The 25,907-nt window shown below is 61.2% G+C and carries 29 protein-coding genes; 25 read left to right on the top strand and 4 right to left on the bottom strand.

The genetic code is table 11. The features are described from left to right. The first annotated feature begins 49 nt into the window (after positions 1 to 49). From ACVWZM_RS12850 to ACVWZM_RS12825, 6 genes are all read left to right on the top strand, one after another. Complete coding sequence (locus ACVWZM_RS12850; RefSeq protein ID WP_083714891.1) at positions 50 to 1,597, top strand: WS/DGAT/MGAT family O-acyltransferase; 1,548 nt, start codon at positions 50 to 52, stop codon at positions 1,595 to 1,597. Positions 1,598 to 1,695: 98 nt separating this feature from the next. Continuing rightward, positions 1,696 to 3,030: an MFS transporter gene (locus ACVWZM_RS12845; RefSeq protein ID WP_456853405.1), complete on the top strand. Its 1,335-nt coding sequence runs from the start codon at positions 1,696 to 1,698 to the stop codon at positions 3,028 to 3,030. 94 nt (positions 3,031 to 3,124) lie between these two features. After that, a complete protein-coding gene (locus ACVWZM_RS12840; protein ID WP_253625010.1) occupies positions 3,125 to 3,721 on the top strand; it encodes an adenylate kinase in 597 nt (198 codons plus the stop codon). Beyond that, a complete protein-coding gene (locus ACVWZM_RS12835) occupies positions 3,721 to 4,008 on the top strand; it encodes a hypothetical protein (RefSeq protein WP_253625009.1) in 288 nt (95 codons plus the stop codon). The genes ACVWZM_RS12840 and ACVWZM_RS12835 overlap by 1 nt, the downstream gene beginning before the upstream one ends. Then, positions 3,999 to 4,796 carry an SDR family NAD(P)-dependent oxidoreductase gene (locus tag ACVWZM_RS12830; protein WP_456853403.1) on the top strand — a complete coding sequence of 266 codons (798 nt, stop codon included), beginning with the start codon at positions 3,999 to 4,001 and terminating at the stop codon, positions 4,794 to 4,796. The genes ACVWZM_RS12835 and ACVWZM_RS12830 overlap by 10 nt, the downstream gene beginning before the upstream one ends. 68 nt (positions 4,797 to 4,864) lie before the next feature. After that, positions 4,865 to 5,641 (top strand): esterase/lipase family protein, encoded by a 777-nt coding sequence (locus ACVWZM_RS12825; protein ID WP_456853401.1) that lies wholly within the window; start codon positions 4,865 to 4,867, stop codon positions 5,639 to 5,641. Positions 5,642 to 5,667: 26 nt separating this feature from the next. On the opposite strand, the gene ACVWZM_RS12820 is transcribed toward ACVWZM_RS12825, so the two are convergent. Continuing rightward, the gene (locus tag ACVWZM_RS12820) at positions 5,668 to 6,588 is read right to left on the bottom strand and encodes a LysR family transcriptional regulator (RefSeq protein WP_256521237.1); all 921 of its coding nucleotides are present in this window, start codon (positions 6,586 to 6,588) and stop codon (positions 5,668 to 5,670) included. Positions 6,589 to 6,592: 4 nt separating this feature from the next. On the opposite strand from ACVWZM_RS12820, the gene ACVWZM_RS12815 reads away from it, so the two are divergent. The 11 genes from ACVWZM_RS12815 to ACVWZM_RS12765 all read left to right on the top strand — a co-directional run bounded on the left by ACVWZM_RS12815 (position 6,593) and on the right by ACVWZM_RS12765 (position 17,082). Continuing rightward, positions 6,593 to 6,781: a hypothetical protein gene (locus tag ACVWZM_RS12815; protein ID WP_156436135.1), complete on the top strand. Its 189-nt coding sequence runs from the start codon at positions 6,593 to 6,595 to the stop codon at positions 6,779 to 6,781. A gap of 476 nt (positions 6,782 to 7,257) precedes the next feature. Further along, a complete protein-coding gene (locus tag ACVWZM_RS12810; RefSeq protein ID WP_168857350.1) occupies positions 7,258 to 7,719 on the top strand; it encodes a GNAT family N-acetyltransferase in 462 nt (153 codons plus the stop codon). A gap of 224 nt (positions 7,720 to 7,943) precedes the next feature. Beyond that, on the top strand, positions 7,944 to 8,270 hold the full coding sequence (locus tag ACVWZM_RS12805; protein ID WP_057016370.1) for a DUF1488 family protein: 327 nt from the start codon (positions 7,944 to 7,946) through the stop codon (positions 8,268 to 8,270). 276 nt (positions 8,271 to 8,546) lie between these two features. Further along, the gene (locus ACVWZM_RS12800) at positions 8,547 to 9,443 is read left to right on the top strand and encodes a bestrophin family protein (protein ID WP_057016369.1); all 897 of its coding nucleotides are present in this window, start codon (positions 8,547 to 8,549) and stop codon (positions 9,441 to 9,443) included. Between the two features lie 745 nt (positions 9,444 to 10,188). Beyond that, positions 10,189 to 10,395 (top strand): CsbD family protein, encoded by a 207-nt coding sequence (locus tag ACVWZM_RS12795; protein WP_172648750.1) that lies wholly within the window; start codon positions 10,189 to 10,191, stop codon positions 10,393 to 10,395. A 218-nt stretch (positions 10,396 to 10,613) separates the two neighbouring features. Beyond that, complete coding sequence (locus ACVWZM_RS12790; RefSeq protein ID WP_168857351.1) at positions 10,614 to 10,823, top strand: hypothetical protein; 210 nt, start codon at positions 10,614 to 10,616, stop codon at positions 10,821 to 10,823. Between the two features lie 98 nt (positions 10,824 to 10,921). After that, positions 10,922 to 13,189 (top strand): FdhF/YdeP family oxidoreductase, encoded by a 2,268-nt coding sequence (locus tag ACVWZM_RS12785; protein WP_456853397.1) that lies wholly within the window; start codon positions 10,922 to 10,924, stop codon positions 13,187 to 13,189. A 58-nt stretch (positions 13,190 to 13,247) separates the two neighbouring features. Then, a complete protein-coding gene (locus ACVWZM_RS12780) occupies positions 13,248 to 14,660 on the top strand; it encodes a cytochrome ubiquinol oxidase subunit I (protein WP_456853395.1) in 1,413 nt (470 codons plus the stop codon). A 4-nt stretch (positions 14,661 to 14,664) separates the two neighbouring features. After that, positions 14,665 to 15,669: a cytochrome d ubiquinol oxidase subunit II gene (gene cydB / locus ACVWZM_RS12775; protein WP_316396406.1), complete on the top strand. Its 1,005-nt coding sequence runs from the start codon at positions 14,665 to 14,667 to the stop codon at positions 15,667 to 15,669. Beyond that, the gene (locus tag ACVWZM_RS12770; protein WP_076825142.1) at positions 15,669 to 15,782 is read left to right on the top strand and encodes a DUF2474 family protein; all 114 of its coding nucleotides are present in this window, start codon (positions 15,669 to 15,671) and stop codon (positions 15,780 to 15,782) included. The genes cydB and ACVWZM_RS12770 overlap by 1 nt, the downstream gene beginning before the upstream one ends. 190 nt (positions 15,783 to 15,972) lie before the next feature. Next, positions 15,973 to 17,082, top strand: a complete 1,110-nt coding sequence (locus ACVWZM_RS12765; protein ID WP_456853392.1) for a mechanosensitive ion channel family protein — start codon at positions 15,973 to 15,975, stop codon at positions 17,080 to 17,082. A 43-nt stretch (positions 17,083 to 17,125) separates the two neighbouring features. Here the strand turns inward: ACVWZM_RS12765 and ACVWZM_RS12760 are convergent, their stop codons facing one another. Then, positions 17,126 to 17,383 carry a hypothetical protein gene (locus tag ACVWZM_RS12760; RefSeq protein WP_199805210.1) on the bottom strand — a complete coding sequence of 86 codons (258 nt, stop codon included), beginning with the start codon at positions 17,381 to 17,383 and terminating at the stop codon, positions 17,126 to 17,128. Between the two features lie 7 nt (positions 17,384 to 17,390). On the opposite strand from ACVWZM_RS12760, the gene ACVWZM_RS12755 reads away from it, so the two are divergent. Together ACVWZM_RS12755 and grpE are read left to right on the top strand one after the other, a co-directional pair. Next, positions 17,391 to 17,918, top strand: coding sequence for an HdeD family acid-resistance protein (locus ACVWZM_RS12755; RefSeq protein WP_199805212.1), 528 nt, complete (start codon positions 17,391 to 17,393; stop codon positions 17,916 to 17,918). 188 nt (positions 17,919 to 18,106) lie between these two features. Then, complete coding sequence (gene grpE, locus ACVWZM_RS12750) at positions 18,107 to 18,652, top strand: nucleotide exchange factor GrpE (protein WP_456853390.1); 546 nt, start codon at positions 18,107 to 18,109, stop codon at positions 18,650 to 18,652. A gap of 69 nt (positions 18,653 to 18,721) precedes the next feature. Here grpE and ACVWZM_RS12745 read toward each other — a convergent pair whose 3' ends face one another. Beyond that, positions 18,722 to 18,988 (bottom strand): Hsp20/alpha crystallin family protein, encoded by a 267-nt coding sequence (locus tag ACVWZM_RS12745; protein ID WP_229189839.1) that lies wholly within the window; start codon positions 18,986 to 18,988, stop codon positions 18,722 to 18,724. A 611-nt stretch (positions 18,989 to 19,599) separates the two neighbouring features. Here ACVWZM_RS12745 and ACVWZM_RS12740 point away from each other — a divergent pair. Next, entirely contained in the window at positions 19,600 to 20,148 is a 549-nt protein-coding gene (locus ACVWZM_RS12740; RefSeq protein WP_456853388.1) for a DUF5996 family protein, read from the top strand. After that, positions 20,052 to 20,519 (top strand): DUF5996 family protein, encoded by a 468-nt coding sequence (locus tag ACVWZM_RS12735; protein WP_456853386.1) that lies wholly within the window; start codon positions 20,052 to 20,054, stop codon positions 20,517 to 20,519. The genes ACVWZM_RS12740 and ACVWZM_RS12735 overlap by 97 nt, the downstream gene beginning before the upstream one ends. 60 nt (positions 20,520 to 20,579) lie before the next feature. Here the strand turns inward: ACVWZM_RS12735 and fdhD are convergent, their stop codons facing one another. Next, complete coding sequence (fdhD, locus tag ACVWZM_RS12730; protein WP_456853384.1) at positions 20,580 to 21,383, bottom strand: formate dehydrogenase accessory sulfurtransferase FdhD; 804 nt, start codon at positions 21,381 to 21,383, stop codon at positions 20,580 to 20,582. Between the two features lie 390 nt (positions 21,384 to 21,773). On the opposite strand from fdhD, the gene dnaK reads away from it, so the two are divergent. The 4 genes from dnaK to ACVWZM_RS12710 all read left to right on the top strand — a co-directional run bounded on the left by dnaK (position 21,774) and on the right by ACVWZM_RS12710 (position 25,905). Further along, entirely contained in the window at positions 21,774 to 23,672 is a 1,899-nt protein-coding gene (dnaK, locus tag ACVWZM_RS12725; RefSeq protein ID WP_316396418.1) for a molecular chaperone DnaK, read from the top strand. A gap of 170 nt (positions 23,673 to 23,842) precedes the next feature. Further along, positions 23,843 to 24,331, top strand: coding sequence for a DUF992 domain-containing protein (locus ACVWZM_RS12720; protein WP_456853382.1), 489 nt, complete (start codon positions 23,843 to 23,845; stop codon positions 24,329 to 24,331). 84 nt (positions 24,332 to 24,415) lie between these two features. Beyond that, complete coding sequence (locus ACVWZM_RS12715; protein WP_456853380.1) at positions 24,416 to 25,645, top strand: hypothetical protein; 1,230 nt, start codon at positions 24,416 to 24,418, stop codon at positions 25,643 to 25,645. Between the two features lie 77 nt (positions 25,646 to 25,722). Next, positions 25,723 to 25,905: a hypothetical protein gene (locus ACVWZM_RS12710; RefSeq protein WP_316396421.1), complete on the top strand. Its 183-nt coding sequence runs from the start codon at positions 25,723 to 25,725 to the stop codon at positions 25,903 to 25,905. The last annotated feature ends 2 nt before the right edge of the window (positions 25,906 to 25,907 follow it).

Here is a 25,907-nt window from a genome sequence, read left to right as displayed (position 1 = left end):
CGCCGTCATCAAGACGGCGATCGCCGTCACAACGTCAAGGGAGGGAAGAATGGATCAACTCAGCAGCATGGATGCATCGTTCCTGCATCTCGAAACGCCGGAGACGCCGATGCATGTCGGCAGCCTGATGATCTTCGATCTCCCCGAGGGTTATCAGGGCGACTACTACGAGGATGTCAAGGAGATGCTCGGCAAGCGTCTCCATCTCTCGGCATTGCTGAACCGCAAACTGGCGCAGATGCCGTTCCAGCTCGCCGAGCCGGTCTGGACCGAGGACGATGATATCGAGCTCGATTACCACGTGCGGACCGTCACCTTGCGGCGTCCAGGCACCATGGCGCAGCTCGAGCAACTGGTCGCGCGGCTGCATGCCTCGCTGCTCGATCGCAGCCGTCCGCTGTGGGAGATGTATGTCATCGATGGCCTCGAGAACGGCCAGGTCGCGTTCTACACCAAGGCGCATCACAGCGGCGTCGACGGCAAGGCCGGTGTGGAGCTCGCCAAGGTGCTCTATGATGTCTCGCCCAAGATGCGCGAGGTGCCGCCGCCACGGCGCAAGCGCGCCTCCGGGCAATACCAGCTCGGCGTGACCGAGCTACTGCAGGCGGCGGCCAACAATGCGGCCCAGCAATACCGCAAGCTCGCGGAGCTGCTGCCGACGGCGGCCAAGGCGCTCGGCACCGCCGCCACCGTGATGGCCAGCCAGCGCTCACAGAAGGGGGAGCGCTCGCTCAGCCTTGGACTGGCTCCGAAGACGGTGTTCAACGATTCCATCACCAACCAGCGCTCCTACAGCACGATGTCGCTGCCGCTTGCCGACATCAAGGTCCTGGGCAAACGTGTCGGCGGCACCGTCAACACCATCGTCATGGCGATGTGCAGCATCGCGCTGCAACGCTTTCTCGCCGAGCGCGGCCTGCTGCCCAAGGAAGCCCTGATCGCGATGGTGCCAGTCAGCCTGCGTGCCGAAGGCGACAAGGCGATGAACAACCAGGTCTCGGCGGTACGCGTCGACCTGGCGACCGATATCGATGACCTGCCGACCCGGTTCAAGGCAATCCACGCGTCATCCGAGGCGGCCAAGGCAGTCGTGCGCGAGCTCAAGCCGGTACTCGGCGTCGATGTGCCGATCACGGGGTCGCCGTGGCTGATGACGGGGCTCGCCTCGCTGCTTGGCCGCTCCAACCTCGCCAGCCGCATGCCGGCAGCGGGCAACGTGCTGATCTCCAACGTGCCGGGACCGGGGCAGCACCTCTACATGGCCGGCGCACGGATGGTGCATTATTTCCCGGTTTCGATCCCCTATCACGGCAGCGCGCTGAACATCACGGTGCACAGCTATGCGGGACTGCTTGAGTTCGGTCTGACCGCATGCCGGCGCGTGCTCTCGCAGGACGAGTCCTACGAGATGATCGAGCACCTGCGCGCCGCCCTGCGCGAGATCGAGGCTCTGCCGTCGGTCGAGGCCGAGATCGTCGAGCTGCAACCTGCGGCTCAAGCGAAGGCGCCATCCGCGACCGCGGCGTCGGTGACGGTCATCCAGACCGACGAGGTGCCACCGGCCGCCGCAAACGACAAGGCGAGCCGGGCCAGCTAGGCGCGGAGGCCTTCAACGCTTCACATCGCCGGAGCCGGGACGCCACCGCGGTCTCCCGCCCGGCGCCGGAATCAAAAGAACATTTGGAGGAAACTAGGATGCACCCACCCGCCGCAAAGGGATCGCTGTCGGTACTGGAAAGTCCGGCGCATAAATCCCTGTTCTCGAAGATCGATTGGCGCCTGATCCCGCTTCTGCTGATCGCCTACATGATCGCCTATCTCGATCGCATCAATATCGGCTACGCGCAGCTGCAGATGAAACAGACATTACCGTTCGACGATGCGGTCTACGGTCTCGGCGCGGGCATCTTCTTCGTCGGATATTTTCTGTTCGAGGTGCCGAGCAACCTGCTGCTGGAGAGGATCGGCGCGCGCAAGACCCTGCTGCGCATCATGGTGCTGTGGGGACTCGCGGCATCCGCCATGATGTTCGTGTCGACGCCGTTCCAGTTCTATGTCGTCCGGTTCCTGCTCGGCGTGTTCGAGGCCGGCTTCTTTCCCGGCGTAATCCTGTACTTCACCTATTGGTATCCGTCGGCGCGGCGCGGGCAGGTGATCGCCACCTTCATGTCGGCGACAACGATCGTGTCCGTGATCGCCGGTCCCTTGTGCGGCTCGATCCTGAAGTATTTCGACGGTGCCGGCGGCCTTCATGGCTGGCAGTGGCTGTTCCTCGTCCAGGGTCTGCCGGCGCTGATACTCGGCGTCCTGGTCTACGTCCTGCTCGAGGACAAGCCCGCGCAGGCCGCGTGGCTCTCGAAGGACGAGAAAGCTCTGCTCGAGGACACCTTCCAGCACGATGAGAAGGACATCGAGAGCGAACCCTCGGGAACGTTCGGGCAGATGCTCAAGGACCCCAAGGTCTATGTGTTGTCGTTCGTCTATCTGCTGCTGCTCGGCGCGACCTACACGATGGTGTTCTGGATGCCGACCCTGATCCAGAGCTGGGGCGTCAAGGATTTGTTCCTTGTCGGTGTTTATGCCGCGATCCCGAATGCCGCCGGCGTCATCGGCATGATCCTGATCGGCCGTCACTCCGACAAGTGGCACGAGCGCCGCTGGCACTATGCCGCCTGCGTCGCGATCGCCGCGTTCGGCCTTTTCATCACGACGATGCTGCAGGGCAACCTCGTCGGATCGATCCTTGCGCTGTCCTTTGCGGTGATCGGCATTGCGTCGGCGACGCCGCTGTTCTTCGCGCTGACCAGCGAATACCTCTCCACCGGTGCCGCCGCCGGCGGGCTTGCACTGATCAGCAGCCTTGGAAACCTAGGCCCGGCCATCAGCCCCTCGATCAACGGCCTGATCGTGCGGAGTACCGGCGACAACATCTACAGCATGTACTTCGTGATGGCGCTCTACGTGCTGTCGGGATTGCTGTTGCTGCTGTCGATGCGGCCTGCGCCCAGTGCGCGCCTGGCGATGGCGTGAGGACGAAACGAGCGGCCCGGCCCGCACGGAGCCGGGTCGCTCGACGCTCCGCGGGAATGCTGCCGGTGATCGAGCGAATATTGGGACACATGCGATGAGGATCGTTCTGCTGGGGCCGCCTGGCGCGGGCAAGGGAACACAGGCGAAGCGCCTGGTCGAGGAGTACGACATACCGCACCTTTCGACCGGCGACATGCTGCGTGCTGCGGTTGACGCGGACACCAGTATCGGACGGAAAGTCAAGGATACCATGGTGAGGGGTGGGCTCGTTCCCGATCAGCTCGTGATCGCCGCGGTGATCGAACGCATCTCGCAAGCCGATGCCAAGCATGGCTTTGTGCTCGACGGCTTCCCGCGAACGATGGCCCAGGCGGTCGGCCTCGACGATCTGCTCGATACCGAGGGTCTTGCGATCGACCATGTCGTCGAGCTCAAGGCCGACGAGACGGTGTTGCTGGACCGGATCGAGACGCGGGCCCGCGAGGCGAGAGCGCAAGGTGGCGCGGTGCGCGCCGACGACAATCACGAGACGCTCAAACTGCGTATCGATGCCTATAACGAGCAGACCGCGCCGCTGGTCGACTACTACCGATCGCGAAACATCCTTCGAACCGTCGACGGACTGCAGCCGGTCGATGCGGTCGCCTTCGCCGTCGTCAAGGCGATCGGCCAGGATCGGTCGGTGATGTGATGCCGGCGACGCAAAGTCGCGACCCTCGGCTGTCCGGCTATCCCGACCGGATCGAGGTGCTGGAGCCATTGCGCAAGTCGCTTGGCGAGGTGAAGGAGACGGCCGACCAGTTCGAGCAGGCCCAGCTGTTGTTGCGGGCGATCGAACGGTTCTCGCGCAGATATGCTGCCGACCGGAACTGCGGCGGTGCACCCGCCGAGCTGGCGCGGCGGCGGCTTGTCGCACGCGCCGTTCGTGGATTGCGCAGAACCGTTCTGGCAACGAAGGGAGGCGCCTCATGTCGGTGAGCGGAAATGAAGGTCAATGCGCGCTGGTGACCGGAGCATCGGGCGGCATTGGGCTCGAGCTCGCGCGCGTGCTCGCGGCCAATGGCCTCAGCCTCGTGCTGCTGGCGCGCAGCCGCGACAAGCTGCAGAAGCTCGCGCGCGAGCTCAAGGCAAGTCATGGCGCCAAGGTGACCATCGTGGCCGCCGATCTGAGCGAGCCGGCGGCGCCGCAGGCGGTGTTCGATTCACTGATGGAAGCCGGCGTGCGGGTCGACCTGCTGGTCAATAATGCCGGCCTTTTGCTCGAAGGACGCGTCGGCGCAATCGGCCTCGACGATCAGTTGCGGCTGCTGCAGGTCAATGTCGTCGCCATGACGGCATTGACCCGTCTCTTCCTCGCGCCGATGCTCGAGCGCAACAGTGGACGGATCCTGAACGTTGCGTCGGTCGCGGCCTTCATGCCGGTGCCGAATCTTGCGGTCTATGCCGCGTCAAAGGCCTATGTGCTGTCGTTCGGCGAGGCGTTGTCGCAGGAGTTGAGTGGCAGCAAGATCACGCTGACGACATTGTGTCCCGGCGTGACGAACACCGGAATGGTCCAGGGCACCAATCTCGGCAACATGCCGAGCATGATGATCATGGATGCGAAGACCGTCGCACAGGAGGGCTACCGCGCCTGCATGGCAGGCAAGCCGGTGCATGTCGCGGGGCTTGCCAACGAACTGGCGGTCCAATGGATCAAGTATCAGCCGAATTGGCTGTCGCGGGCCATCGGCGGTGTGTTCGGAAAGGCCGCACCGCCGAACTGACGTCTCGTGCTCGCCGGCAATGCACGGCTGCACGGGCCATTCTTGACCATCAACAACGGACGCTACCCATGGGACGTGACGAGCAGACCGTCGAACCACCCTCGCTCGCGCTGCTTGCCGCGGAAGGGCGCGGCTTTCTCGACATCCCGGCGCTGATTGCCGTGGCGGCGCCGCTTCTGGCGACCGCGCCGCGGGGGCAACGCCATCCGGTGATGGTTCTGCCCGGGTTGGGCGCCGATGACCGGTCGACCTTGGCCATCCGCTCGTTCCTCGAGTTCCTCGGCTATCAGGTTCATGGATGGGGCCGCGGCCGCAATGTGCGCGCGCCGGATGCTGACCTCGCCGCCGTGGTGGCGCGAGTCCTCGAACTCGAAAAGCAGGGCGGCTCGAAGGTCAGCCTGGTCGGCTGGAGCCGTGGCGGCATCATTGCGCGCGAGGTTGCCCGGCAAATCCCCGCGGCGGTGCGGATGGTCATCACGCTCGGCAGTCCTTTCGCGGCGCCGGGGGCGAGCAATGTTCGCGCGATCTGGCGGCTTCTGACCGGCCAGAAATACCAGCCGCCGACGGCCGAACGGATCAGCCGCCTCGCGCAACCGATTCCCGTGCCGTCAACATCGATCTATACCCGCACCGATGGCGTGGTGGCGTGGCGCGCCTGCCTGGAGCAGGAGGGCGGAGAGTGCGAGAACGTCGAAGTGAACACGACGCATTTGGGGCTTGGCTTTCACGCGCCGGCGCTGTGGGTGATTGCCGATCGGCTCGCCCAGCCGGCGGGTAGCTGGAAGCCGTTTCGTGCGCCTCCGCAGGTCGGAGTCTGGTTTCCGACAGCGACGCGCCGCGATTGAGATCGAAAGGGCGCAGCTGCCTGAGGCTACCGCGCAGCGCTTCCCGGTGACCGCATCTCGGCGACCATCATCCGCAGCAGCTGCATTGCGGCGGGCGGCAGCGTGCGTCCCTGACGGGAGACCACGTGGGTGCGGCCACGATGCAGCAGCGCGTTCTTCATCGGGAGCGCCACCACCTTGGCGGCATCAGCCTCCGTCATCGCAAGGCGCGACGCCAGCGCATAACCAAGTCCGGCGGTCACGTAATGGGCGAGCGCATCGAACGAGGCGGTCGTGAACGCGAAATTGAGGCGAACGCCTTCGCTGATCTCGGCGGCCTGGACATGCTGGCGCAGGCCGAAATTCGGATGCATCGCGGCGCCTGGGTAAGGCGCGAGGTCGGCGAGCCTGAGCGGCCGGCCCAGTTGGGTCAGCGGGTGCCCGCGCGGTACGATAGCCTTGATCGGGTGCGGCTGCGAATGATGCGAGCGCAGCCGATCGTCGCGAGGCGGATTGAACAGGACGCCGATATGCGCGCGTTCTCCCACGACTTGCTGGACGATCTCGTCGGTACTGCCGATGTCGAGGCTGATCGTGATCTTCGGGTGGCTTTGCATGAAGCGGCACAGGCTGCTCTTGGCCAGCCAGTCGACATAACCTTCGCCCGTCACGAGATCGATATGACCCGACTCAACTTTGCGAATGCTGTCTATCTGCGCCAGCAGCGCCCGTCGTTCGCCCTGCTGGCGCTGCAGGTAGGCGGCCAGCAGTTGGCCGGCGTCGGTCGGCGCGACGCCGCGGCCCCGTCGTTCGAGCAGGCGCGCGCCACATTCCTTCTCGAGCAGGCCTAGCGCCCGGCTGACCGCAGAGGCGTCCATGCCGAGCGCGCCGGCGGCGCCGCGCACGGAGCCGCTATTGAGCACTTCCATGAAATAGTGCAGTCGGCGCGGCTCCAGCTTCGCATTCATCGGCATGGTCCTGATCGTTGCAAGTCGCGCAACGAATATTCAATGGCATGGCCATTTATGCAAGTGCGTGAATGTGGGCGCGCGACAACGGATCAGCGTCGGAAATCGTATTCGCGATCCGGGATTGGCCGGCTCGCTCGCGCCCGCAGGTTTCGGCGAACTTCAAGGCGATCCTGCCGTGGCGGACCGTTGAGCCTTGGCGGTTTGGCATGGCGTCGAGACAGGATCGTCTGGATTTTTTCCCAGACGCTTCCAGCCTTCGGAACAGCGAAAACTCGAAGATTCGAACGTGTCGCCTGAAGTCCCGCCAAGATTTCCGACGTGACCGGCGGCGGCCCCTCCCTCGTCGAACCAGGATCGTCTCTTCAAGTCCGTTGCATAAGCAAGGTGTCGCTTGGCGCAGTATCTGTCCGGACTTCGTCTGCAGATCAGCCGCTTGCTCCAATCTGGCGGAACATCTCATGTCGCGCAATCGTGCCTTGACTCACTGAGTGCGGCGAGCAGGGCGCTCCACGCAAAGGTGATAGAAAAGTTGTCCATAACAACACAGACAGATTGTCCGTTGTCGTTCGATGCTCCTTCTGGATCGCCGGCATTGTTGCACACCGGAAATGGTCCATCTATTGCTCGGAACGCTTTCGATCGCGTCACAAAGTTGATTGTTTTGCGATGACAGATATTCGAATACTCACCGCAGAGCCAGGAGCGATCGAAGTGGCTATCTGCGCGCGTTGGCGCGTCAATTCATTTTCAATGCTTCGTACTTCCTTCGAGGAAGAGCTAAGATCATTGCAACAATTTGCTGCCGATCGGAGCCTTGGCGTGCTGCTCGTCGCGAAAGCAGATGGTGCGCCGATAGGCGCCTGCCTTTTGGTTGAGTCCGAGTTCGAGCCGAATCACGATGTCGCACCATGGCTCACAGGTCTGTTCGTTGTCCCCGAACATCGCAATGAAGGAGTGGGCACCATCTTGGTGCGGGCGATTGAGGATCAAGCGCGGCAGCGCGGATTTTCGCGGCTAAACCTCTATACGTCAGAGGCAACCGGCTTCTATGCGCGGCTCGGATGGTCGACCGCCGATCGCACCAATTGGAGGGGCGTCGATGCAACTCTCATGGTTCGAGATCTATGAAGCGACCTCACGGGCTTTGGGTTCGGCAGTCGCGCCACCCTCCTCGAGGCATCGACAATCCGCCGACGGTAGGTGCCTCGGAGAGGCCCCTGGTCCCAACTTGTCCGCCGCAAGGGACAAAATGTCTGCCTTAAAGGCGGCCATCGCGCTCTAATTCATTGAATTTGCGTCGTCTTGGGATTTGGCGTGCTCTTTGCTCTGGGAGTGATCGGGTCAATGATCGTATGGCCGCTCGGTCCGGGTTGATCCGGGCGCGACCATCGTTTGAGGACTGTCAAATGGCGCTCGCGCGAGATCCCGATGGTCAGTATGAGGTTCACCGTCATGGAATCTTTTTCGTGATGTACAAGGATAATTCCGAGGTCACGTGCATGATCGCGCGCCGAGCTCTCAACGTGATGCGCGTTCGGTTTCATCCCATTCCAAGCGCGGAGGAATTCTTCCTTATGCGTCGAGCGCGAATCGAACGCGCCGCCAGCGACAAGTTTGAAAACCGTCAGTCCAGCGCCACCCGCGTGGTTTCGCTCGATCGGTTCGACGTGGATTTCTGAGCCAAACTCAGCTTTATAAATGATGCTACAACTCGACAAAGCGGCCGCGTTCCCTGCTCCGTCACAGGGAAGTCCTCCCGGATACAAAGCATCGATGTCCACAGCGATCAGGTCCGGTTGTTGGACACTCGGCGTGCTCTCGGGCATTTCCCGAGCCAATCCAATTGTTCGATGGTCAAAGTATCTGCTCCGGCCTGCCCGAGGCAGCGAAACTCGGACTAGCGCAGCTTTGCAGTCCGGGCATGAGAAGCAGCCCCGGATGTCGGGGAGGCTGCAATGATCGTGCGCTCCAAGCCCGGCTTCTGGGACGTTGCGTTTGCCGTCAATGGATCGATCTTGCCGCGGATCGCGCCGCATCTGGTCGCGATTGCTCTGATCAGTGTGTTGGCGATTTTTGCTGCCATGGAGCATCCGGGCATCTTCGCGCGCATCAGTGCGGTTCCGTTCACGCTGATCGGCATAGCGCTGTCGGTCTTCATGAGCTTCCGAAACAGCACATGTTACGCCCGCTGGTGGGAGGGACGCGAACTCTGGGGCAAGCTGATCATCGCCAGCCGCTCGTTCGCGCGTCAGATCTCCACCCTCGAAGACGACGACCGGCGCGTCCTGCTCCGCGGCCTGTGCGGCTTTTGCTGCGGGCTAACGGCACGCCTTCGGGGTGAAGACGAAGTGGCGGCAATCAAACCGTGGAGTGAGATCGACGCTGCTTCAGGCGGTCCCAACCCCACCAATGCCGTGCTCAACCAGATCGGGCTGCATTGTTTGATGCTGATGAAGCGGGATCGGATCGAGCCGATCCACTACGCCGTTCTGGAAGGGCAACTCACCGCGCTTTCCGACGTCCAGGGCGGTTGCGAGCGCATCGCGTCCACCCCGGTGCCATTCGCCTATTCGCTGCTGCTGCATCGGACCGCGCTGATCTTCTGCGTGACGTTGCCGTTCGCGCTTGCCGGATCGCTCGATTGGTGGACGCTGCTGCCCGTCCTGCTCGTCGCCTACACCTTCTTCGGTCTCGACGCGCTTGGCCATCAGCTTGAGGCACCCTTCGGGTTGGAGCCGAATGCGCTCCCGCTTGACGCAATGAGACGAGCCCTCGAGCGCGAGCTGCTCGCTCTGCTCGGTGAGCGCGATCTGCCCGCTCCCATGGAACCTGTTCAGAATGTGCTGATGTAATGCTAGACAAGTGGCATAGCGCATGCTGACGGCGCGGTGGCGTCAGGGCTTGTCGCGCAGACGGACGCGACATGCCTCGCGTGGAGGGCGCGACCCCGGCCTGGGGTAGTCTAAGGGTGGCCGGGGCCGCGCTTACTCCGCGCTGGCGTACCGAATGTCATTCAATGCTCAACGGCACGGAAGGTGCCGAAAGTAACGGCTCCCGCCGGAAAGGGCGAAGTGCGCTCTAATCACTCCAACGATTCAGTGTGGGGTGGCGGCGGGTCGCCAGGAAAGATCATTGGACCAGACGTAGATGGCTATGGCTGCCAGACATAAGGCGATACCGATCCAGAAAATGGGAGAATGATGGATTGGTCGCCGATCTCTCAAGGCGCGCTTCATCTCGATTTCCTCATTGGCGCGAACAATCAACGAGTTTCAACTCACGTGAGGTTAAACGAAAGCGGCGTTGAAGTCATTTGTCATCACGTGGCCCACGTCGTTCATTGCGTCAGGCAAATGTCTGTCGGCGCTGAACCCATCCCACGCCCAATAGTAACGCGTTCAGGCTGGTTGGCATCGGCGCCGCGCCGGCGCGGCAGTTGTCGGCGGACAACTTGGCCAAATCTGTCGTGACAAATTGTCCATTGCCGGTAGCCAAGACGGCCTAACTCATTGATATGACGATGCGCTCAGACTGGCACGCCTGTTGCTAACCTTTCCTCGATGCACGTTTCACGGTTGGGAAAAGAAGGAGATGAAAGTGAACTGGGATCGCATCGAAGGAAACTGGAAGGCTGCAAAGGGTGCGCTCAAGGCAACATGGGGGAAGCTGACCGACAACGACATTGATGTCATCAACGGTGACAGAGAGCGGTTGGAGGGCAAGCTGCAAGATCTCTACGGCATTGACAAAAACCAGGTCCGCAAAGAGGTCGACAAGTGGGCCAAGGAAGCAAATTGGGATTGATCCCGATTGATTGACCCCGGCGGATCCATGGCTGCTGCGAAGCAGTATCGATGCCCGATTGTTCGTAGAGCTCGCGCGCAATTGGACGCCGAACGCCATCACAACAGGTCGCTGCGCAGCGCTGATCGGCGGAGTGCGGCTTCAACACTCTCTTGGACTGCGGAGATCTGCGCCTCGACGAGTGTGCCAAGCTACGACAGGATACATGAGGAGATACAATGTCGAAGGACCACGACAAGGCGTCGCACGGATCGCAGGACGCGCGACGTCACAAGATCGATCATCAAACGCGAAACGAGTGGCTTCACAGAGACGCGGGCCTTCAGGATGCGTGGCGTGCTTCCGGCATGACGCGCGACGACTTCATCCGGCACAACGAAGGTCTGATCGACAAGGTGATCGTCGCCAACCTCGATCAGGATCGATAAAGCGAGCCGGAAACGCGGCCCAGCGTGCTGCGGGTGATCTTATTCAGGTCACTCAGCTGAAGACCCTACTGAAGATCTGGCAATTGCGGAGTTGATTTATGTTGGACGGTAAGCCGCGCTTCAAGACGTATCATCATCCCGCCGGCGGTTGGGGTGCCGCCGCAGCGACTGCAAAGATTCTTCTCGAGCAGAGTGTGGTGACGAAGGGATCGCGCGCGCTTCTGTCGATGAACCAGCCCGGCGGATTCAAGTGCTCGAGTTGCGCGTTTCCCGACGCGGAATGCAAGAAAACGCTCGATTTCTGCGAGAACGGCGCCAAGGCGTTGGCGTTTGAGGCAACGAAGTTTCGGGTCACACGAGAGTTCTTTGAACGGCACACCGTGTCCGAACTCATGGAGCGGCCGGACTACTGGCTCGAGATGCAAGGACGTTTGACGGAGCCGATGCGCTACGATTCATCGTCGGATCGCTACGTGCCTTGCAGCTGGGACGACGCGTTCGCCCTGATCGGCAAGCATTTGCGGGCTCTTGAAAGTCCGCACCAGGCCGAATTCTATACATCCGGCCGCACACCCAACGAAGCGGCGTTTCTCTACTCGATATTTGTCCGGGAGTTCGGAACCAACAATTTCCCCGACTGCTCGAACATGTGCCACGAGCCGACCAGCCGGGGCTTGCCGCCCTCGATCGGTGTCGGGAAGGGCACCGTTATCCTCGATGATTTCGGGCACGCTGAAGCGATTTTCGTCATCGGGCAGAACACCGGAACGAATTCGCCGCGGATGATGAGCAATCTAGTCGAAGCGAGCAAGCGCGGGGTTCCGATCGTGGCCGTCAATCCGATGCCCGAACGTGCGTTGGTGCGCTTCGCCGATCCGCAGGATGTCATTCAGATGGCAACGCTCGGTTCGACCAAGATTGCCAGCGAGTTCGTTCATGTCCGCATCGGCGGTGACCTCGCCTTCCTCAAGGGGGTCATGAAGGTCATTTTCGAACGCGAGGAATCCGGCGAGAAGATCGTCGACTGGAAGTTTATCCGCGAGCATACCCTCGGCCTCGATGCGATCCGGGACGACGCGATGGCGCAGACATGGCCGGAATTGGAGAGGGCCTCCGGGCTTGAGGAATCGCAGATCCGGCGATGCGCCGAAATCTACATTCGCTCGCGCGCGACGATCATTTGCTACGGGATGGGGATCACGCAGCACCAGGAGGGGTCGCGGCTGGTGCAGCAGTTGGTCAATCTGCTCCTGCTCAAGGGCAATTTCGGCAAGCCGGGCGCCGGAATATCGCCCATTCGCGGTCATTCCAATGTGCAGGGAGACCGTACCGTCGGGATCGACGAACAGCCGAGCCAGGACTATCTCGATCGCGTTCGCGACGTCTTTGGGTTCGAGCCCCCGCGCGAACATGGTCATCATACCATTGAGTCCGTCGCCGCGATGCAGGCGGGGACGGCGAAGGTCTTCATCGGCCTCGGCGGCAATTTCGTTCGTGCCGTGCCCGATACCGAACGGTCGTACGCGGCGATGCGAAAGCTCGCGCTGACGGTCGCCATTACCACCAAGCTGAATCGCGGACATTTGGTTCATGGTCGTGACGCCTTGATGCTGCCCGTCATCGCGCGTTCGGAGATCATCCGGACGGCAGCCGGTGAGCAGTTCGTGACGATCGAAGACTCGATGTCGAACGTCACCGCGTCTCGCGGCGTGTTGCAACCGGCGAGCCCGCATCTCCTGCCCGAGGTGGAAATCGTCTGCCGGATCGCGCAAGCGACGTTGCCGAACAGCAAGGTCGACTGGAGAAGCTACAGCGAGGATTACTGCTTGATCCGCGACAAGATCGCGGAGGTCTATCCGGAGATCTACAGCGACTTCTCCGAGCGGATCGAAAGCCCGAGAGGCTTTCACCTCGACGTGCCGCCGCGCGAACTGGTCTGGCCGACGCCGAACGGCAAGGCGAACTTTCTGCTTCTGCCGGGTCTGGAAGTGAACGCATCCGTTTCAGATCCCGACATGCTGCGACTGGCAACCATTCGCTCGCACGATCAATTCAACACGACGATCTACAGCAACAACGACCGCTATCGCGGTGTCTACAATGACCGAATGGTTCTGTTCATGAACGCCGAGGACCGCGCGGCGCGAGGGCTCGAGGACGGCTCGGGCATTGCGCTCGAGACGATCAGCGATGATGGCATACAGCGGCGCGTGAGCGGACTGAGGGTGTTGGACTATCCGATGCCGCGCGGATCGGTTGCGGGATATTACCCCGAGCTCAATCCGCTGCTGCCTCTCGACTACTACGACAAGATCAGCGGGACGCCGGCAGCCAAGTCCATTCCGGTGCGAGTTGTTGCCGCTTGATCGGCCGGATGCCGGAGACGAAGTGCCGGGACGCATATCCTGAGGCAAGGAGGGGACATTGCTGGACAATCTCGATGCGGTGATTCTGGCACGTGCCCAGTTTGCGTTCACCGTCTCGTTCCATTTCATATTTCCATCTTTCTCGATCGGGCTTGCGAGTTATCTGATGGTGCTCGAGGCGTTGTGGCTGAGGACGGGGCAAGGCGTTTATGCCAACCTGTTCCGCTACTGGCTGAAGATCTTCGCCGTTGTGTTCGGCATGGGCGTCGTCTCGGGGGTGGTGCTCTCATATCAATTCGGTACGAATTGGTCGGTATTCTCCACGCGAGCCGGGCCGATCATCGGGCCGCTGATGGCGTATGAGGTGATGACGGCCTTCTTTCTGGAGGCCGGCTTCCTCGGCGTCATGCTGTTCGGCATGAGCAAGGTCGGGAAAGGCCTTCATTTCTTCGCAACGTGCATGGTCGCGCTTGGCACACTGATCTCGGCAACCTGGATCATTGCCGTGAACAGCTGGATGCAGACGCCGGCGGGTTTCGCGATCAATGCGAAGGACCAGTTTGTGCCCGCCGGATCCTGGATCCCGATCATCTTCACCGCCAGTTTTCCGTATCGCCTCGTTCACACCGTGATCGCGGCCTATCTGACGACGGCGTTCGTGGTTGGCGGTGTGGGCGCCTGGCATCTGCTGCGAGACCGCAGCAATGCCGGCGCACGCAAGATGTTTTCGATGGCGATGTGGATGGCCGCGATCGTGACTCCGATCCAGATTCTCGCGGGTGATGCCCATGGCCTCAACACGCTGGAACACCAGCCCGCCAAGGTTCTTGCTATGGAAGGGCACTACGAACCCAGCCCCGATGGCGCGTCGCTTATCCTCTTCGGCTTCCCCAGCAACGAGACAGCGCAGGTCCATCATAAGCTCGAAGTGCCTCGCCTGGGGTCACTGATCCTCAAACACGATCCGGATGCACCTTTACCGGGACTCAGCGACTTTCCGCGGGATCAATGGCCGCCGGTACCGATTGTGTTCTGGTCGTTCCGGATCATGGTCGGCCTTGGATTTGCGATGCTCGCTGTCGGTATCTGGAGCCTGCTCGCGCGTTTCCGGGGAATGCTCTACGACTGGGCCTGGTTGCATCGCGCGTGCGTCGTTCTCGGACCGGCCGGCTTTGTCGCTGTGATCGCTGGATGGGTGACGACGGAGGTCGGTCGGCAACCTTTCACGGTCTATGGACTGTTACGAACGGCGGAATCACATTCGCCGCTGGCTGCGCCGGCTGTGGCGGCCTCGCTTGTCGCTTTCGTGCTGGTGTACTTCGCCGCGTTCGGCGCCGGCACCTATTATCTCCTGCGACTGATGGCGAAGCCGCCCGCGCCGGGCGAGAAGGAGCCGCCCAAGGTGCCGCAGCGCGCCGCAGGCATTACGCCGGCGGGCAGTATCGGCGTGCCTCTGACTGCGGCGGAGTGAGGCCATGTCCAGCATCGACCTTACGACCTTCTGGGCTGCGATCATCGGATTTGCGGTGATGGCCTACGTCGTCATGGACGGGTTCGACCTTGGCATCGGAATTCTGTTCCCGAGCTTTGCGGTCGGCGACGAGCGCGACCAGGCCATGAATTCGATCGCGCCGGTCTGGGATGGCAACGAGACGTGGCTGGTGATGGGCGGCGGCGGTCTGCTGGCGGCGTTTCCGCTCGCCTATGCGATCATCCTTCCAGCCACCTATCCGTTGATGATCGCCATGCTGCTTGGGCTCGTCTTCCGCGGCGTCGCCTTTGAGTTCCGCTGGCGCGATCCAGGGCATCGGCCATTATGGGACATTGCGTTCTGGTTGGGCTCCCTGGTGGCCGCCTTTGCGCAAGGTGTTACTCTCGGGGCAATTCTGCAGGGTATCCACGTTGTCAATGATGCCTATGCCGGCGGCTGGCTCGACTGGCTAAGCCAATTCAGCATCCTGACCGGCGTCGCGGTTGTGATCGGCTATGCGCTGCTCGGCGCAACGTGGCTGATCTGGAAGACGGAGGGGACGAGCCAACGTCACGCGCGCCGTGCCGCCTTTTGGCTCGGCGCCGGCACGCTTTTGGCGCTGGGGGCCGTCAGCGCGGTGACGCCGTTTCTCGATTATGACTACTGGCGGCGGTGGTTCGCAATGCCCGGCGTCTTGTTGACGGCCCAGGTGCCGCTGTTGGTGCTGATCTGCGCGGTAACCTTCTTCTGGAGTCTGAAGCGAGAGTTCGAGCGGTTGCCGTTCCTCATGGCGCTGGCACTCTTCCTGCTGAGCTTCATCGGGCTCGGAATCAGCATCTATCCTTACGCTGTTCCACGCGCGATTACGATCTGGGATGCCGCGGCACCGGTCGAAAGCCAGTTGTTCATGCTGGTGGGCGCCTGCGTGATTATTCCGCTCATCCTCGCATACACAGGCTGGGCGTACTGGGTGTTTCGCGGCAAGGCCGGCACCGCAGGGTATCACTGATGCAGGCCCGGCTTCCGCTATGGCAACGGCTCGCGTGGATGGCCGCGATCTGGATCGCAAGCGTTGTGGCGGTCGGCCTCGTCTCGGGCGTGATCAGACAGTGGTTACGTTAAATCAGTTCCGGTCAGCCGGGTCATTTGACCGCCTCGTTTGTCGCGGAGCCGCATGTTCCGTCGGAAAGCACCGCAGTCTCTGGCACGTTCCTGCATGACACATGCTCCGAATAGTGAACTGAGCGCGCTCGGGACAATCGTGCTTTCGTTCTGGCAGCGAAGCGTCTTGGACCTAACCGTCGGACACTTCATGGTTTCGATCGTCATTCTCGCGATCGCAGTGCTGATCCGGCGGCTTTTCAGCCGCTTTATCGTCTCCCGTATCCACTCCTGGTCGTCGAGCAAGGTCGGCCTCAACCGCACGATCGTCGAGGCACTTGCTCCGCCGATTCAGTTTATTCCGATCGTCCTGGCCGTATTTATTATCGGCGAATGCGTGCTGACCAATCAGAGGCTCAAGGATGGGCTCCTCCAGATTGATCGTTCGTTGACCGCATTCACAATCTTCTGGGCACTGTTCGAGGTGATCGGGCCCCTATGCGCGGTTCTGGATGGCCGGACGCCGATCTTCAGCCAGGCCATGATCGGCTGGACGGTCAGGGTCGGACGCGCCATCATCGTGGCGCTCGGTGCGACCGCCGTCCTGGAGGTCTGGGGCATTCACGTCGGGCCCGTACTGGCGAGCTTCGGCCTCGTCGGCGTCGCGGTGGCGCTGGGCGCCCAGAATCTCTTCAAGAATCTGATCTCCGGGATCTTCATCATTGGCGAGCAGCGCTTTCGGAACGGCGATTGGATCCTCGCCGAGGGCATCGTCGAGGGAACGGTGGAAACCATTGGTCTGCGGACAACGAAAGTCCGCCGGTTCGATCAAGCACCCGTATTCGTTCCGAATTCGTATTTGGCGGACAACGCCGTCACCAACTTCTCGCAGATGAGGTTTCGCCGCATTTCCTGGATCATCGGCCTCGATTACAGCACGACGATCGGCCAGCTCCGCGATGTCCGTGATGCAATCGAGGCGTACATCCTCGGCAGTCAAGATTTCGTTCATCCTCCTGAAGCCGTCGCGTTCGTACGTGTCGACAAGTTCAATGAATCGTCGATCGATGTCATGGTCTATTGCTTCACCCGCACCACGGTCTGGGGTGACTGGCTGAAGATCAAGGAGGAGCTGGCGTATGCCATCAAGGCGATCGTGAAAAAGGCGGGATCTGATTTCGCCTTTCCAAGTCAGTCGCTCTACGTGGAGGCCGTCCCGACAGGGATCGAGCTTTTTCCTCACAATACGGCGCCGAGCAGTGATCCGACGAACGGGACGGGGGTGGTGGGCAAGGCCGTTCCGAAAGGCGGCGTGGCATGAATCCCAGCAACATTCTTGCTTCGTGGACGCTCGTGCCGGCGAGTTAGCCTTTCGGCGCTTCGGTCATTTTGTCCCAACGATTCCGGACAAAATGACCTTTCAGCGACATCGATTGCCATAACTGATTGAAATCACGTCGATTGCGGTCTGGCACGTCGATTGCGTTGTCGTCAGTTGCAAGAATGCCGTCGTCTGCATCGCGGGGCACGGCCCATGTGCAGCGAGTCACCAACAACTCAATCTCTGGGCAATTCATCATGGCGCAAACAATTGGAATGCCGGAACCGAGGCGGGCGTTCACGGGATTGATGACCGAAGCGCGAGGGAAGTGGGGTTGGTTCGTCGCCCTGGGCATTCTCTTTATTGTGCTGGGCTTCGGAGCTCTCAGCAATCTGCTGTTGGCGACCATCGCAACGATCTTCTACATCGGCGTCTTGATGATCATCGCGGGCGCCTTTCAGATCGTCCATGCGTTTAGGGTCAAAAACTGGCGTGGGTTCTTTCTTTGGGGCCTGGGAGGCTTTTTCTATGCTGCGGCCGGTACGACAATCGTTCTGGATCCAGCAATCGCTTCACTTGTTTTGACTCTCATATTGGCCGTTTGCACGACCGCGTCCGGCGTCATGCGCCTGTTGCTCAGCTTTAGAGCAAAGGGAGATCGCGGCTGGGGCTGGCTATTTGCCTCTGGACTGCTCACCGCGATCGCAGGATTGGCGTTTCTGTTAGGTTGGCCACTCAACAGTCTCTGGCTGCTTGGCCTGTTGTTGTCGATCGACCTGGTTTTCCAGGGCTGCACGCTGCTTGGTCTGGGCCTGCAGCTCCGCGGTACGCGGTAGACGGCCGGCTCGGGCGAGCGAAGAACGCCGCTTGTCCGGCCGACCTTCAAACGTCATATCAACGGCGAGATAAGAGAGCTGCCATGACTAATAACGGCCCGCCCAACGATCCTCATCACAGCAGACAGATTCACTCACACCGCCCTCAAGGAGGGACTCATCATGCGGAGCAAGGTGTAGAGAAGGTGATGCCTGAGGGCTCTGCAAGGGAAACAACCTCCGGATCGCCAGATGCTGCGGACACGCCGCCAAGCGCCGCAGAAGACGTGCATGAGGCCATTGCGCGGCTCGTGGCGGAGAATGTCGATCTCAAAGACCGGCTGCTTCGGGCGCTCGCGGATGCCGAAAATGTACGCCGGCGCTCCGAGCGTGAGTTGAACGACATGCGGCAATACGCCGTAACCAAGTTCGCGGGCGATATGGTCAATGTCGCGGACAATCTGGAACGTGCGATGTCCAGTCTTCCTGCGGAGCTGCGCGACAGTGCCGGCCCCTTCAAGACGTTTGTCGAGGGTGTGGAGCTTACCGAAAAGGAGCTGTTGCGATCGCTGGAAGCGCACGGCGTCAAGAGGCTCGATCCGGCCGGAAGCCGGTTTGATCCTCACTTTCACGAGGCCATGTTCCAGGTCAAAGATCCGTCAGTGCCAAGCGGCACCGTCACGACGGTCGTGCAGCCCGGTTACGCGATCGGATCGCGTTCGTTGAGGTTCGCGAAAGTCGGCGTCGCGAGCTGAAATGTCCGCTCGCCTCCGGGCGTGCCGCGCGATGGCCTCGATGGCTTTAGCAGTGTCGGCTCGGATCGACTACCTGTGCTTGGGAAACGTCACGGTCATCACGCCGTCGTCGAAATACGCGTTTATCTTATGAGCATCGACTGAACTGGGTAATAGCATCGAGCTCAAGACTCTGATTGTCCGTTCGGCACCACGGCCGTCGTTCACCTGCCGCTCAGCGATGATGGTGAGTACACCACGCTCAACGGACACGTCTATGTCGTTTGCCGTTAGACCATGCAGCTCTGCAACGATTTGGAGTTGGTCATCTGTCTCGTTCACGTTAACATTCAGCATCGTGAACCATCCTGGTTGTACAAGCGACGGCATAGCCCATCGACCGGATCAACCGGCAGCAATACGCGTGCCATCCGCGCGGCAAGTCATATCAACGGCTTAAGGCGTTGATCAGTGAGCCCGCAGACACTTTGCCAAGTTCGATCGGACAAGTTGTCTGATGCGGGTCTGGTGCGAGCGCCATTTGTACGCTCTGGACGTCCTCAAAAATGGCGCTAGCATTGCTCATGCAGGCTGGGGAGGTGTTGAGTGTCGAGCAAGATCGAACAGGCCGCGTCCGAGATCGCTGACGTCCGACTTCTTGTGCAGCGATTGCGTCGCGTTGAGGCGTGGCGACGGAAGCGCTTCGAGCGTGCAGTTCAGGATCTAGACTAAGAAATGGTATTTGATCGATCGAACGTGATCAGGATTGCGCAGCTATACACAGCGGTTTCAGTTCGTCGAAGAGCTCTCGAAGCGGGGGTCGTCAAGCCTTGGCGTGGCTTGCAATAGCGAATGATGGCTTTCGGCTTTCCATGCGTTGAACGGTTGATCGAGCCCGCCATGATCAGATCTTGTCTTGACACCAAGGCGCGAATTCTCCCCCGCCAACAACTGTGCGAGGACATGCCATGAATACCGGCCAGTCATCTTCCAATGCTCCTTCTGGCGATCTTTGGCCGGCTCTGTCCTGCCAGGCCTTCGAGCAGACGCGACATCTTCTCCACATGGTGTTGCAGGCGGTTGGCAAGCTCAAGCTGGCCGGACCTTTCCAGGCGCAATGGGCTGGGGTTCCGCTGTGGCTCGGCGCGAGAGGCCCGACCACAGGTCCGATCCCTTGCGCTGGCGGCGTCTACGAGGTCCGCGCCGACTTCGTCTCGCACGAGTTGCAGTGGTTCACGAGTTCGGGCGGATCGGGACAACTGCCGCTGGGCCCGACATCGGTCGCAGTGCTGGTCGACACATTCCTCGACCGGCTACGTCATGCGGGAATAGATGCTGCCATCACGCTCATGCCGCAGGAAGTGTCCAACCCGATCCCGTTCGACGAGGATAGGCAACAACGCCCATACGAACGCGCGACATGGTCAACGCCTGGTGGCGCATTCTTCTCAATACGCAACGCGTCATGCAGGTCTTTCAGGGAAGGTTCACGGGCAAGACGCAACCCATCGGTCTGATGTGGGGGACGTTCGACATTCGTCTGCCGTTCTATAACGGCAAACCTGCTTCACCGGCGCCGAACGCCGGTTTTGTCCGGCGCAATGCAATGAATGCGGAGTTGATGGAGATGGGGTGGTGGCCGGGTGATCCCTCGTGTCCCAGACCCGCATTCTACTCCTTCACCTATCCGCAGCCGCAAAGTATCGAGAGTGCGAAGATCGGGCCAAGCGCTGCGCGATGGGATGCCGGCCTGGGCGAGTTTCTCCTCGATTACGACGACCTGCGCCTGTCCGGCGATCTGCTTGCCTTCCTGGAATCGACCTACAACGCCGGTGCGACCGCGGCGGGCTGGGATTCCGCCCTGCTGGGCAGCGGTCGTCCGGAGTAGATCTCCGATGGCTGCATGCCCGAAGGCGGATGCATTGTCCATGGATGTGCACAGGCTTCCTTACGAGATGTTTCGGTGCACGTCGCAAACGATCAGGGCGGAGTCCGGGCGAGCCAGTGCGACGAGCGTGAGTCCCGCTTGCTCTGCGCGTTCGACCGCAAGGCTCGTAGGCGCTGAAATGGTGACGAGCATCGGACAGCCCGCGCGAACGGCCTTCTCAACAAGTTCATAGCTGCATCTGGCAGAGAGCAGCAGAAAACCACCGGACGCCGGGATGTCGGACAGCGCCAGCGCGCCGATCAGTTTGTCGAGCGCATTATGTCGACCGACGTCCTCCCGAACACACAGGATTGATCCGTCGGGGCGGCAGAATGCCGCCGCATGTGTTCCGCCGGTGGATCGGCCGAGCGTCTGATGGTGTTGCAGGGCGTTTAGCGCGCCAGCGATGGCTTCCCGGCTCGTGGTGATGCGCCCACGTATTGGCGGCAACGGGCGGAGCACCTGCTGGATATTTTCCAATCCGCACAGCCCGCAGCTGCTCTCCGAAACGCGCCTGCGAGCGCGCTCCAGTGCGATTGCCGTGCCTTCTGCAGGCAAGGTGAGCCGGATGATCCAGCCGCCTTCCGTCTCGTGGACGATGATGTCGCTGAGGTCCCGGACATGCTTGACAAGGCCCTCGGCCAACGCGAATCCCGCCGCGTAGTCGCGAAGGTCGGACGGCGTTGCCATCATCACGGCATAGCCTATCCCACAGACCTCGATTGCGACGGGCGTTTCAACGGGAACAGCACGAACGAGATCGCCGTCATTGCGATCGTTGAACGCAAGGCGTCGTGCCGAAATGCTCAGGGTTTGGTTGGTCATGTCATTGCTCGCGCTAGCCGACGATCTGGACCGTTCGGGTGAACGTTATCGGAAGTCCCGTCGCAACATGCGTGCCACCCGGCCGACTGAACGACGTCAGTAGCTTACGACGTGGCTTCGGTGGATCGACGAACAATTTGTCCAGCGATAATCGACAATCTTTCCATAGCGTCGGTTACAGCAGGACAGACCGAGGCCCGTCACGCGTGCCTAAGCCAATAGACACTTTGTCCGAGGCGCTCCGGACAAAATGTCCGACGTGTCGTGATCTCGCGGCGTAAGTCGTTGAAATCACGCGAGCTGTGATGTGGCACATCTGTTGCTCAACGGTATTGGCGCAGGGACGCAAACCGCACATTGTCGATCAATTAAAAAGTAGAGGAGCGCGACGTGGCAAAGGTGATCGGAATCGACCTCGGAACGACCAATTCTTGCGTCGCGGTCATGGACGGCAAGAACACGCGCATCATCGAGAACGCGGAGGGGGCGCGCACCACACCTTCCGTCGTGGCGTTCACGTCCGATGGCGAACGTCTGGTCGGGCAGCCGGCCCGGCGGCAGGCGGTGACCAACCCGACCAACACCATTTTTGCCGTGAAGCGCCTGATCGGCCGCCGCTACGATGATCCGACGGTCGAGAAAGACAAGACGCTCGTACCCTACAAGATCATCAAGGCGTCCAATGGCGACGCCTGGGTCGAGGCTGAGGGCAAGCCGTATTCGCCCTCCCAGATATCGGCTTTTATCCTGCAGAAGATGAAGGAAACAGCCGAGGCCAATCTCGGTGAGAAGATCACGCAGGCCGTCATCACTGTTCCCGCCTATTTCAACGATGCGCAGCGCCAGGCTACCAAGGACGCCGGCAAGATCGCCGGTCTCGAGGTTCTGCGCATTATCAACGAACCCACCGCGGCGGCACTTGCCTACGGTCTCGACAAGAAGAAGCAGGCCAAGATCGCCGTCTACGATCTCGGCGGCGGCACCTTCGATATCTCCGTTCTCGATATCGGCGATGGAGTGTTTGAGGTGAAGGCGACCAACGGCGACACTTTCCTGGGTGGCGAAGACTTCGACATGCGGCTGGTCAACTACCTCGCCGACGAGTTCCAGAAGCAACAAGGCATTGATCTGCGCAACGACAAGCTCGCCCTTCAGCGCCTCAAGGAAGCGGCCGAAAAGGCGAAGATCGAGCTTTCCACCGTCACCCAGACGGAGGTCAACCTGCCGTTCATCACGGCGGACGCCTCCGGCCCAAAGCATCTTCAGGTCAAGATCACGCGCGCCAAATTCGAGTCCCTGGTCGAGGACCTCGTTCAGCGGACGATCGAGCCGTGCCTCAACGCCCTGAAGGACGCCGGGCTCACGGCCACGGACATTGACGAAGTCGTGCTCGTCGGCGGCCAGACCCGTATGCCGAAGATCCAGGAGGTCGTGCAGAAGATCTTCGGCAAGGAGCCGCACAAGGGCGTCAATCCCGACGAGGTCGTCGCCGTCGGCGCGGCAATCCAGGCCGGCGTCCTGCAGGGCGACGTCAAGGACGTGCTGCTGCTCGACGTGACGCCGCTTTCACTCGGCCTCGAGACGCTGGGGGGCGTGTTCACCCGGCTGATCGAGCGGAATACGACGGTTCCGGCGAAGAAGAGCCAGGTCTTCTCCACCGCCGAGGACAACCAGAGCGCGGTGACGATCCGCGTCTTCCAGGGCGAGCGCGAGATGGCCTCCGACAACAAGTTTCTCGGCCAGTTCGATCTCGTCGGCATTGCTCCGGCGCCGCGCGGCGTACCGCAGATCGAGGTGACGTTCGACATCGATGCCAACGGCATCGTCAACGTTTCGGCCAAGGACAAGGGCACCGGCAAGGAACAGAACATTCAGATTCAGGCATCCGGCGGCCTGTCCGAGAGCGACATCGAAAAGATGGTCAAGGATGCCGAGGCGCATGCCGCGGAGGACAAGAAGAGAAAGGAAGCAGTCGAGGCGAAGAACGCCGCCGAGGCGCTGCTGCATGCAACGGAGAAAACGGTTGCCGAGCATGGCTCAAAACTCGCGGCATCAGATCGCAGCGCAGTCGAGAGTGCCATGTCCGATTTGCGCGAAGCGTTGAAGGGCGACGATGCCACGACGATCAACACGAAAGTGAATGCCTTGCAGCAGCACTCGATGAAGCTTGCGGAAGCCATGCAGAGTTCCTCGCACGCGGCTCCTGGTTCTGCACCGAGTTCAGGCGGCGACAATGTCGTCGACGCCGAATTCACGGAAATCGACGACGACAAGAAGAATTCGAAATAGCACGCCCCTGCAAGCGCGGGCGCGAGCTCGCGGCTACCAGTCGTGCTTTGCGCCGCCGTCGGGACGAAACTCCGGTTCTCAAGTGCTGGAATGCAATCCCGATTGCTTCCTTACTCCAACATCACCAGAAGTTTGAAGGCATCCCGCCTTCGTTTTGTAGGAGCTTTCTTATGCGACGACGTTCGACGGTCCTCACTGCCTTTGCCGGAGCAATGCTGACCGCCCTGGTATCACCCGTGCAAGCCCAGCAGCCCGCCCAAAAGGTGCAGGTCGGCGTACTTGAATGCAAGGGTGGGCCGAGCATCGGCTTTATCGTCGGCGCGGTAACCAATCTGGCGTGCGCCTTGCGGATCAACGGGCTCCCCGAGGACTACTATATCGCCACGATTCAGAAGGTTGGTCTCGATATCGGCATTACCGAGAGCACGGCGCTTGCCTGGTCGGTGTTCGCGCCCGTTGCCCAGCCTGGCCGCGGCGATATCGCCGGGACTTATGTCGGCGTCGACGCGATGGCTGCGGCAATCGTCGGTGTGGGCGGCAATGTGCTGCTGGGCGGTTCGAACAACCGCATCGCGCTGCAACCCCTGAGCGTGCAGGCGGAAACCGGCCTGATCGTCGCAGCAGGATTGGAGAGCATGACGCTGCAGCCGGGTCGCTAGGGGTACCGAAATTGACACCGTTCGCCGCTGCGAACGGTGTCGTGCATCACGCGAATAGCAACGCTTTCTCGCGAAGGTTCTCATATGTTGAAGCGACTGTTGACGACGACATCTCCCGTAGTTCTCGGCGTATTGCTGCTTGGAAGCGCATGCGTAATGCCGGCGGCCGCGTTGTCCGAGGAAGCAGCTTGCTCTCAAGTCACGGCGGTGGAAACGCCGCCGCCGTTGCCTCGATACGAACAGCCCCCTGTGCCTGCGCCGGGCTATCTCTGGTCTCCGGGATATTGGTCGTGGGATGAGGATGCCGGTGACTACTATTGGGTGCCGGGAACCTGGGTGCAACCACCGCGACCGGGCCTGTTATGGACCCCGGGCTACTGGGGGTGGCTTGCGGGAGCCTACATTTTCCACCCGGGCTATTGGGGTGAGCGCGTCGGCTTTTATGGCGGCGTCAACTATGGCTTCGGCTATTCGGGCATTGGCTACGAAGGTGGCCGCTGGGATCGTGGCCAATTCTTCTACAACAGCACGGTCAACAACGTGCGGAGTGTGACGATTAGAAACGTCTATCAGAAAACCGTCGTCGTCAATGAGACGGTGAACAACGTCAGCTACAATGGCGGACGAGGGGGCATCGAAGTTCGTCCGACCGCTGCGGACAGAGCCGTCGCCAAGGAACAACATTTCGCACCCACGCCGTTGCAACGCAAACACGTCGAGGTCGCGAGCCACGACACCCGTCTGTTCAACAGGGCAAACGCTGGCGCACCGCCCGTGATGGCTACGCCACGCCCATCGATCCTGAACGGGCGGGACATTGTTCGACCACACGCGCCCGCCGAGGTCATGCCGTCGAATACGGAAAAACATCGACCCGAAGGGCTGAAGGGCGCGCGTCCCCAGGACCCCTCGCGGCAGCGGCTCGAAGACGCTCGACGTCCAGCGGAGGGGCCCGCGCCGGCGCGCAAGCCGCCAGCGGATGAAGCCGGAAAAGCCGCACCTCGCGAACTTGAACTTGAGCGTGAACGAACGCCGCCGCCTGAGGCAGCCCGGAGAGCTCTTCCTCCGGAAGAACGAAAGCGTGAGGACATCCGCGTGCCGGAAGCACGGCCAGAGTCCACACCGAGGCCGGAGCCTCGCCCCGAACCCATGGCTCGTCCGGCGGCGCGGCCGGAAATCGAAGCCAGACCTGCCGCACCCGCTGCGAGAACAGAACCGCAGAGGGAGGAAATGGGAGCTCCTCCGCGCCGCGGGTCCCCGGAGCAGCAGCGTTCCGGTGAAAGACCCGAGGAGCGGCGTCCCGAGCAACGCTAGGCGTGACGCGGACGATTCTTGTCAGGCAAGCGGTGCCTGGAACATCGTTAAGAAAGGCGTGCAGAGGTTGGAAGGCGATGACAACGAGTCTCGGAGGCAATGGACAACTCGACGACGGCAAGCCGCGTCTAACGGACGACGACATCGTGCGGGCGCAGCTGGGTCCGCGCGGTGTTCCTGGAGCACCGGATCCCGCACGAATGACGCCTCAGCAACTGAAGAATTACCCCAAATACGTGGATCCCGGTCATGTTGAATAATC

It is taken from the genome of Bradyrhizobium sp. USDA 4501 (assembly GCF_054062115.1).
The sequence above is the reverse complement of the archived record's forward strand: the minus strand, read 5'-3'. Positions and strand labels throughout refer to the sequence as shown.

Excerpts from the sequence above, each read along its gene's own strand:
- ACVWZM_RS12720 (WP_456853382.1), top strand. The coding sequence starts at position 23,843 with ATGCGACGACGTTCGACGGTCCTCACTGCCTTTGCCGGAGCAATGCTG.
- ACVWZM_RS12810 (WP_168857350.1), top strand. The coding sequence starts at position 7,258 with ATGACAGATATTCGAATACTCACCGCAGAGCCAGGAGCGATCGAAGTG.
- ACVWZM_RS12840 (WP_253625010.1), top strand. The coding sequence starts at position 3,125 with ATGAGGATCGTTCTGCTGGGGCCGCCTGGCGCGGGCAAGGGAACACAG.
- ACVWZM_RS12715 (WP_456853380.1), top strand. The coding sequence starts at position 24,416 with ATGTTGAAGCGACTGTTGACGACGACATCTCCCGTAGTTCTCGGCGTA.
- ACVWZM_RS12785 (WP_456853397.1), top strand. The coding sequence starts at position 10,922 with ATGTTGGACGGTAAGCCGCGCTTCAAGACGTATCATCATCCCGCCGGC.
- ACVWZM_RS12740 (WP_456853388.1), top strand. The coding sequence starts at position 19,600 with ATGAATACCGGCCAGTCATCTTCCAATGCTCCTTCTGGCGATCTTTGG.
- fdhD (WP_456853384.1), bottom strand. The coding sequence starts at position 21,383 with ATGACCAACCAAACCCTGAGCATTTCGGCACGACGCCTTGCGTTCAAC.
- ACVWZM_RS12770 (WP_076825142.1), top strand. The coding sequence starts at position 15,669 with ATGCAGGCCCGGCTTCCGCTATGGCAACGGCTCGCGTGGATGGCCGCG.
- ACVWZM_RS12755 (WP_199805212.1), top strand. The coding sequence starts at position 17,391 with ATGACCGAAGCGCGAGGGAAGTGGGGTTGGTTCGTCGCCCTGGGCATT.
- ACVWZM_RS12815 (WP_156436135.1), top strand. The coding sequence starts at position 6,593 with ATGGTCCTGATCGTTGCAAGTCGCGCAACGAATATTCAATGGCATGGC.
- cydB (WP_316396406.1), top strand. The coding sequence starts at position 14,665 with ATGTCCAGCATCGACCTTACGACCTTCTGGGCTGCGATCATCGGATTT.
- ACVWZM_RS12800 (WP_057016369.1), top strand. The coding sequence starts at position 8,547 with ATGATCGTGCGCTCCAAGCCCGGCTTCTGGGACGTTGCGTTTGCCGTC.
- ACVWZM_RS12735 (WP_456853386.1), top strand. The coding sequence starts at position 20,052 with ATGGTCAACGCCTGGTGGCGCATTCTTCTCAATACGCAACGCGTCATG.
- ACVWZM_RS12765 (WP_456853392.1), top strand. The coding sequence starts at position 15,973 with ATGGTTTCGATCGTCATTCTCGCGATCGCAGTGCTGATCCGGCGGCTT.
- ACVWZM_RS12830 (WP_456853403.1), top strand. The coding sequence starts at position 3,999 with ATGTCGGTGAGCGGAAATGAAGGTCAATGCGCGCTGGTGACCGGAGCA.
- ACVWZM_RS12850 (WP_083714891.1), top strand. The coding sequence starts at position 50 with ATGGATCAACTCAGCAGCATGGATGCATCGTTCCTGCATCTCGAAACG.
- ACVWZM_RS12805 (WP_057016370.1), top strand. The coding sequence starts at position 7,944 with ATGGCCGCTCGGTCCGGGTTGATCCGGGCGCGACCATCGTTTGAGGAC.
- grpE (WP_456853390.1), top strand. The coding sequence starts at position 18,107 with ATGCCTGAGGGCTCTGCAAGGGAAACAACCTCCGGATCGCCAGATGCT.
- ACVWZM_RS12845 (WP_456853405.1), top strand. The coding sequence starts at position 1,696 with ATGCACCCACCCGCCGCAAAGGGATCGCTGTCGGTACTGGAAAGTCCG.
- ACVWZM_RS12710 (WP_316396421.1), top strand. The coding sequence starts at position 25,723 with ATGACAACGAGTCTCGGAGGCAATGGACAACTCGACGACGGCAAGCCG.
- ACVWZM_RS12825 (WP_456853401.1), top strand. The coding sequence starts at position 4,865 with ATGGGACGTGACGAGCAGACCGTCGAACCACCCTCGCTCGCGCTGCTT.
- ACVWZM_RS12835 (WP_253625009.1), top strand. The coding sequence starts at position 3,721 with ATGCCGGCGACGCAAAGTCGCGACCCTCGGCTGTCCGGCTATCCCGAC.
- ACVWZM_RS12820 (WP_256521237.1), bottom strand. The coding sequence starts at position 6,588 with ATGAATGCGAAGCTGGAGCCGCGCCGACTGCACTATTTCATGGAAGTG.
- ACVWZM_RS12745 (WP_229189839.1), bottom strand. The coding sequence starts at position 18,988 with ATGCTGAATGTTAACGTGAACGAGACAGATGACCAACTCCAAATCGTT.
- ACVWZM_RS12790 (WP_168857351.1), top strand. The coding sequence starts at position 10,614 with ATGTCGAAGGACCACGACAAGGCGTCGCACGGATCGCAGGACGCGCGA.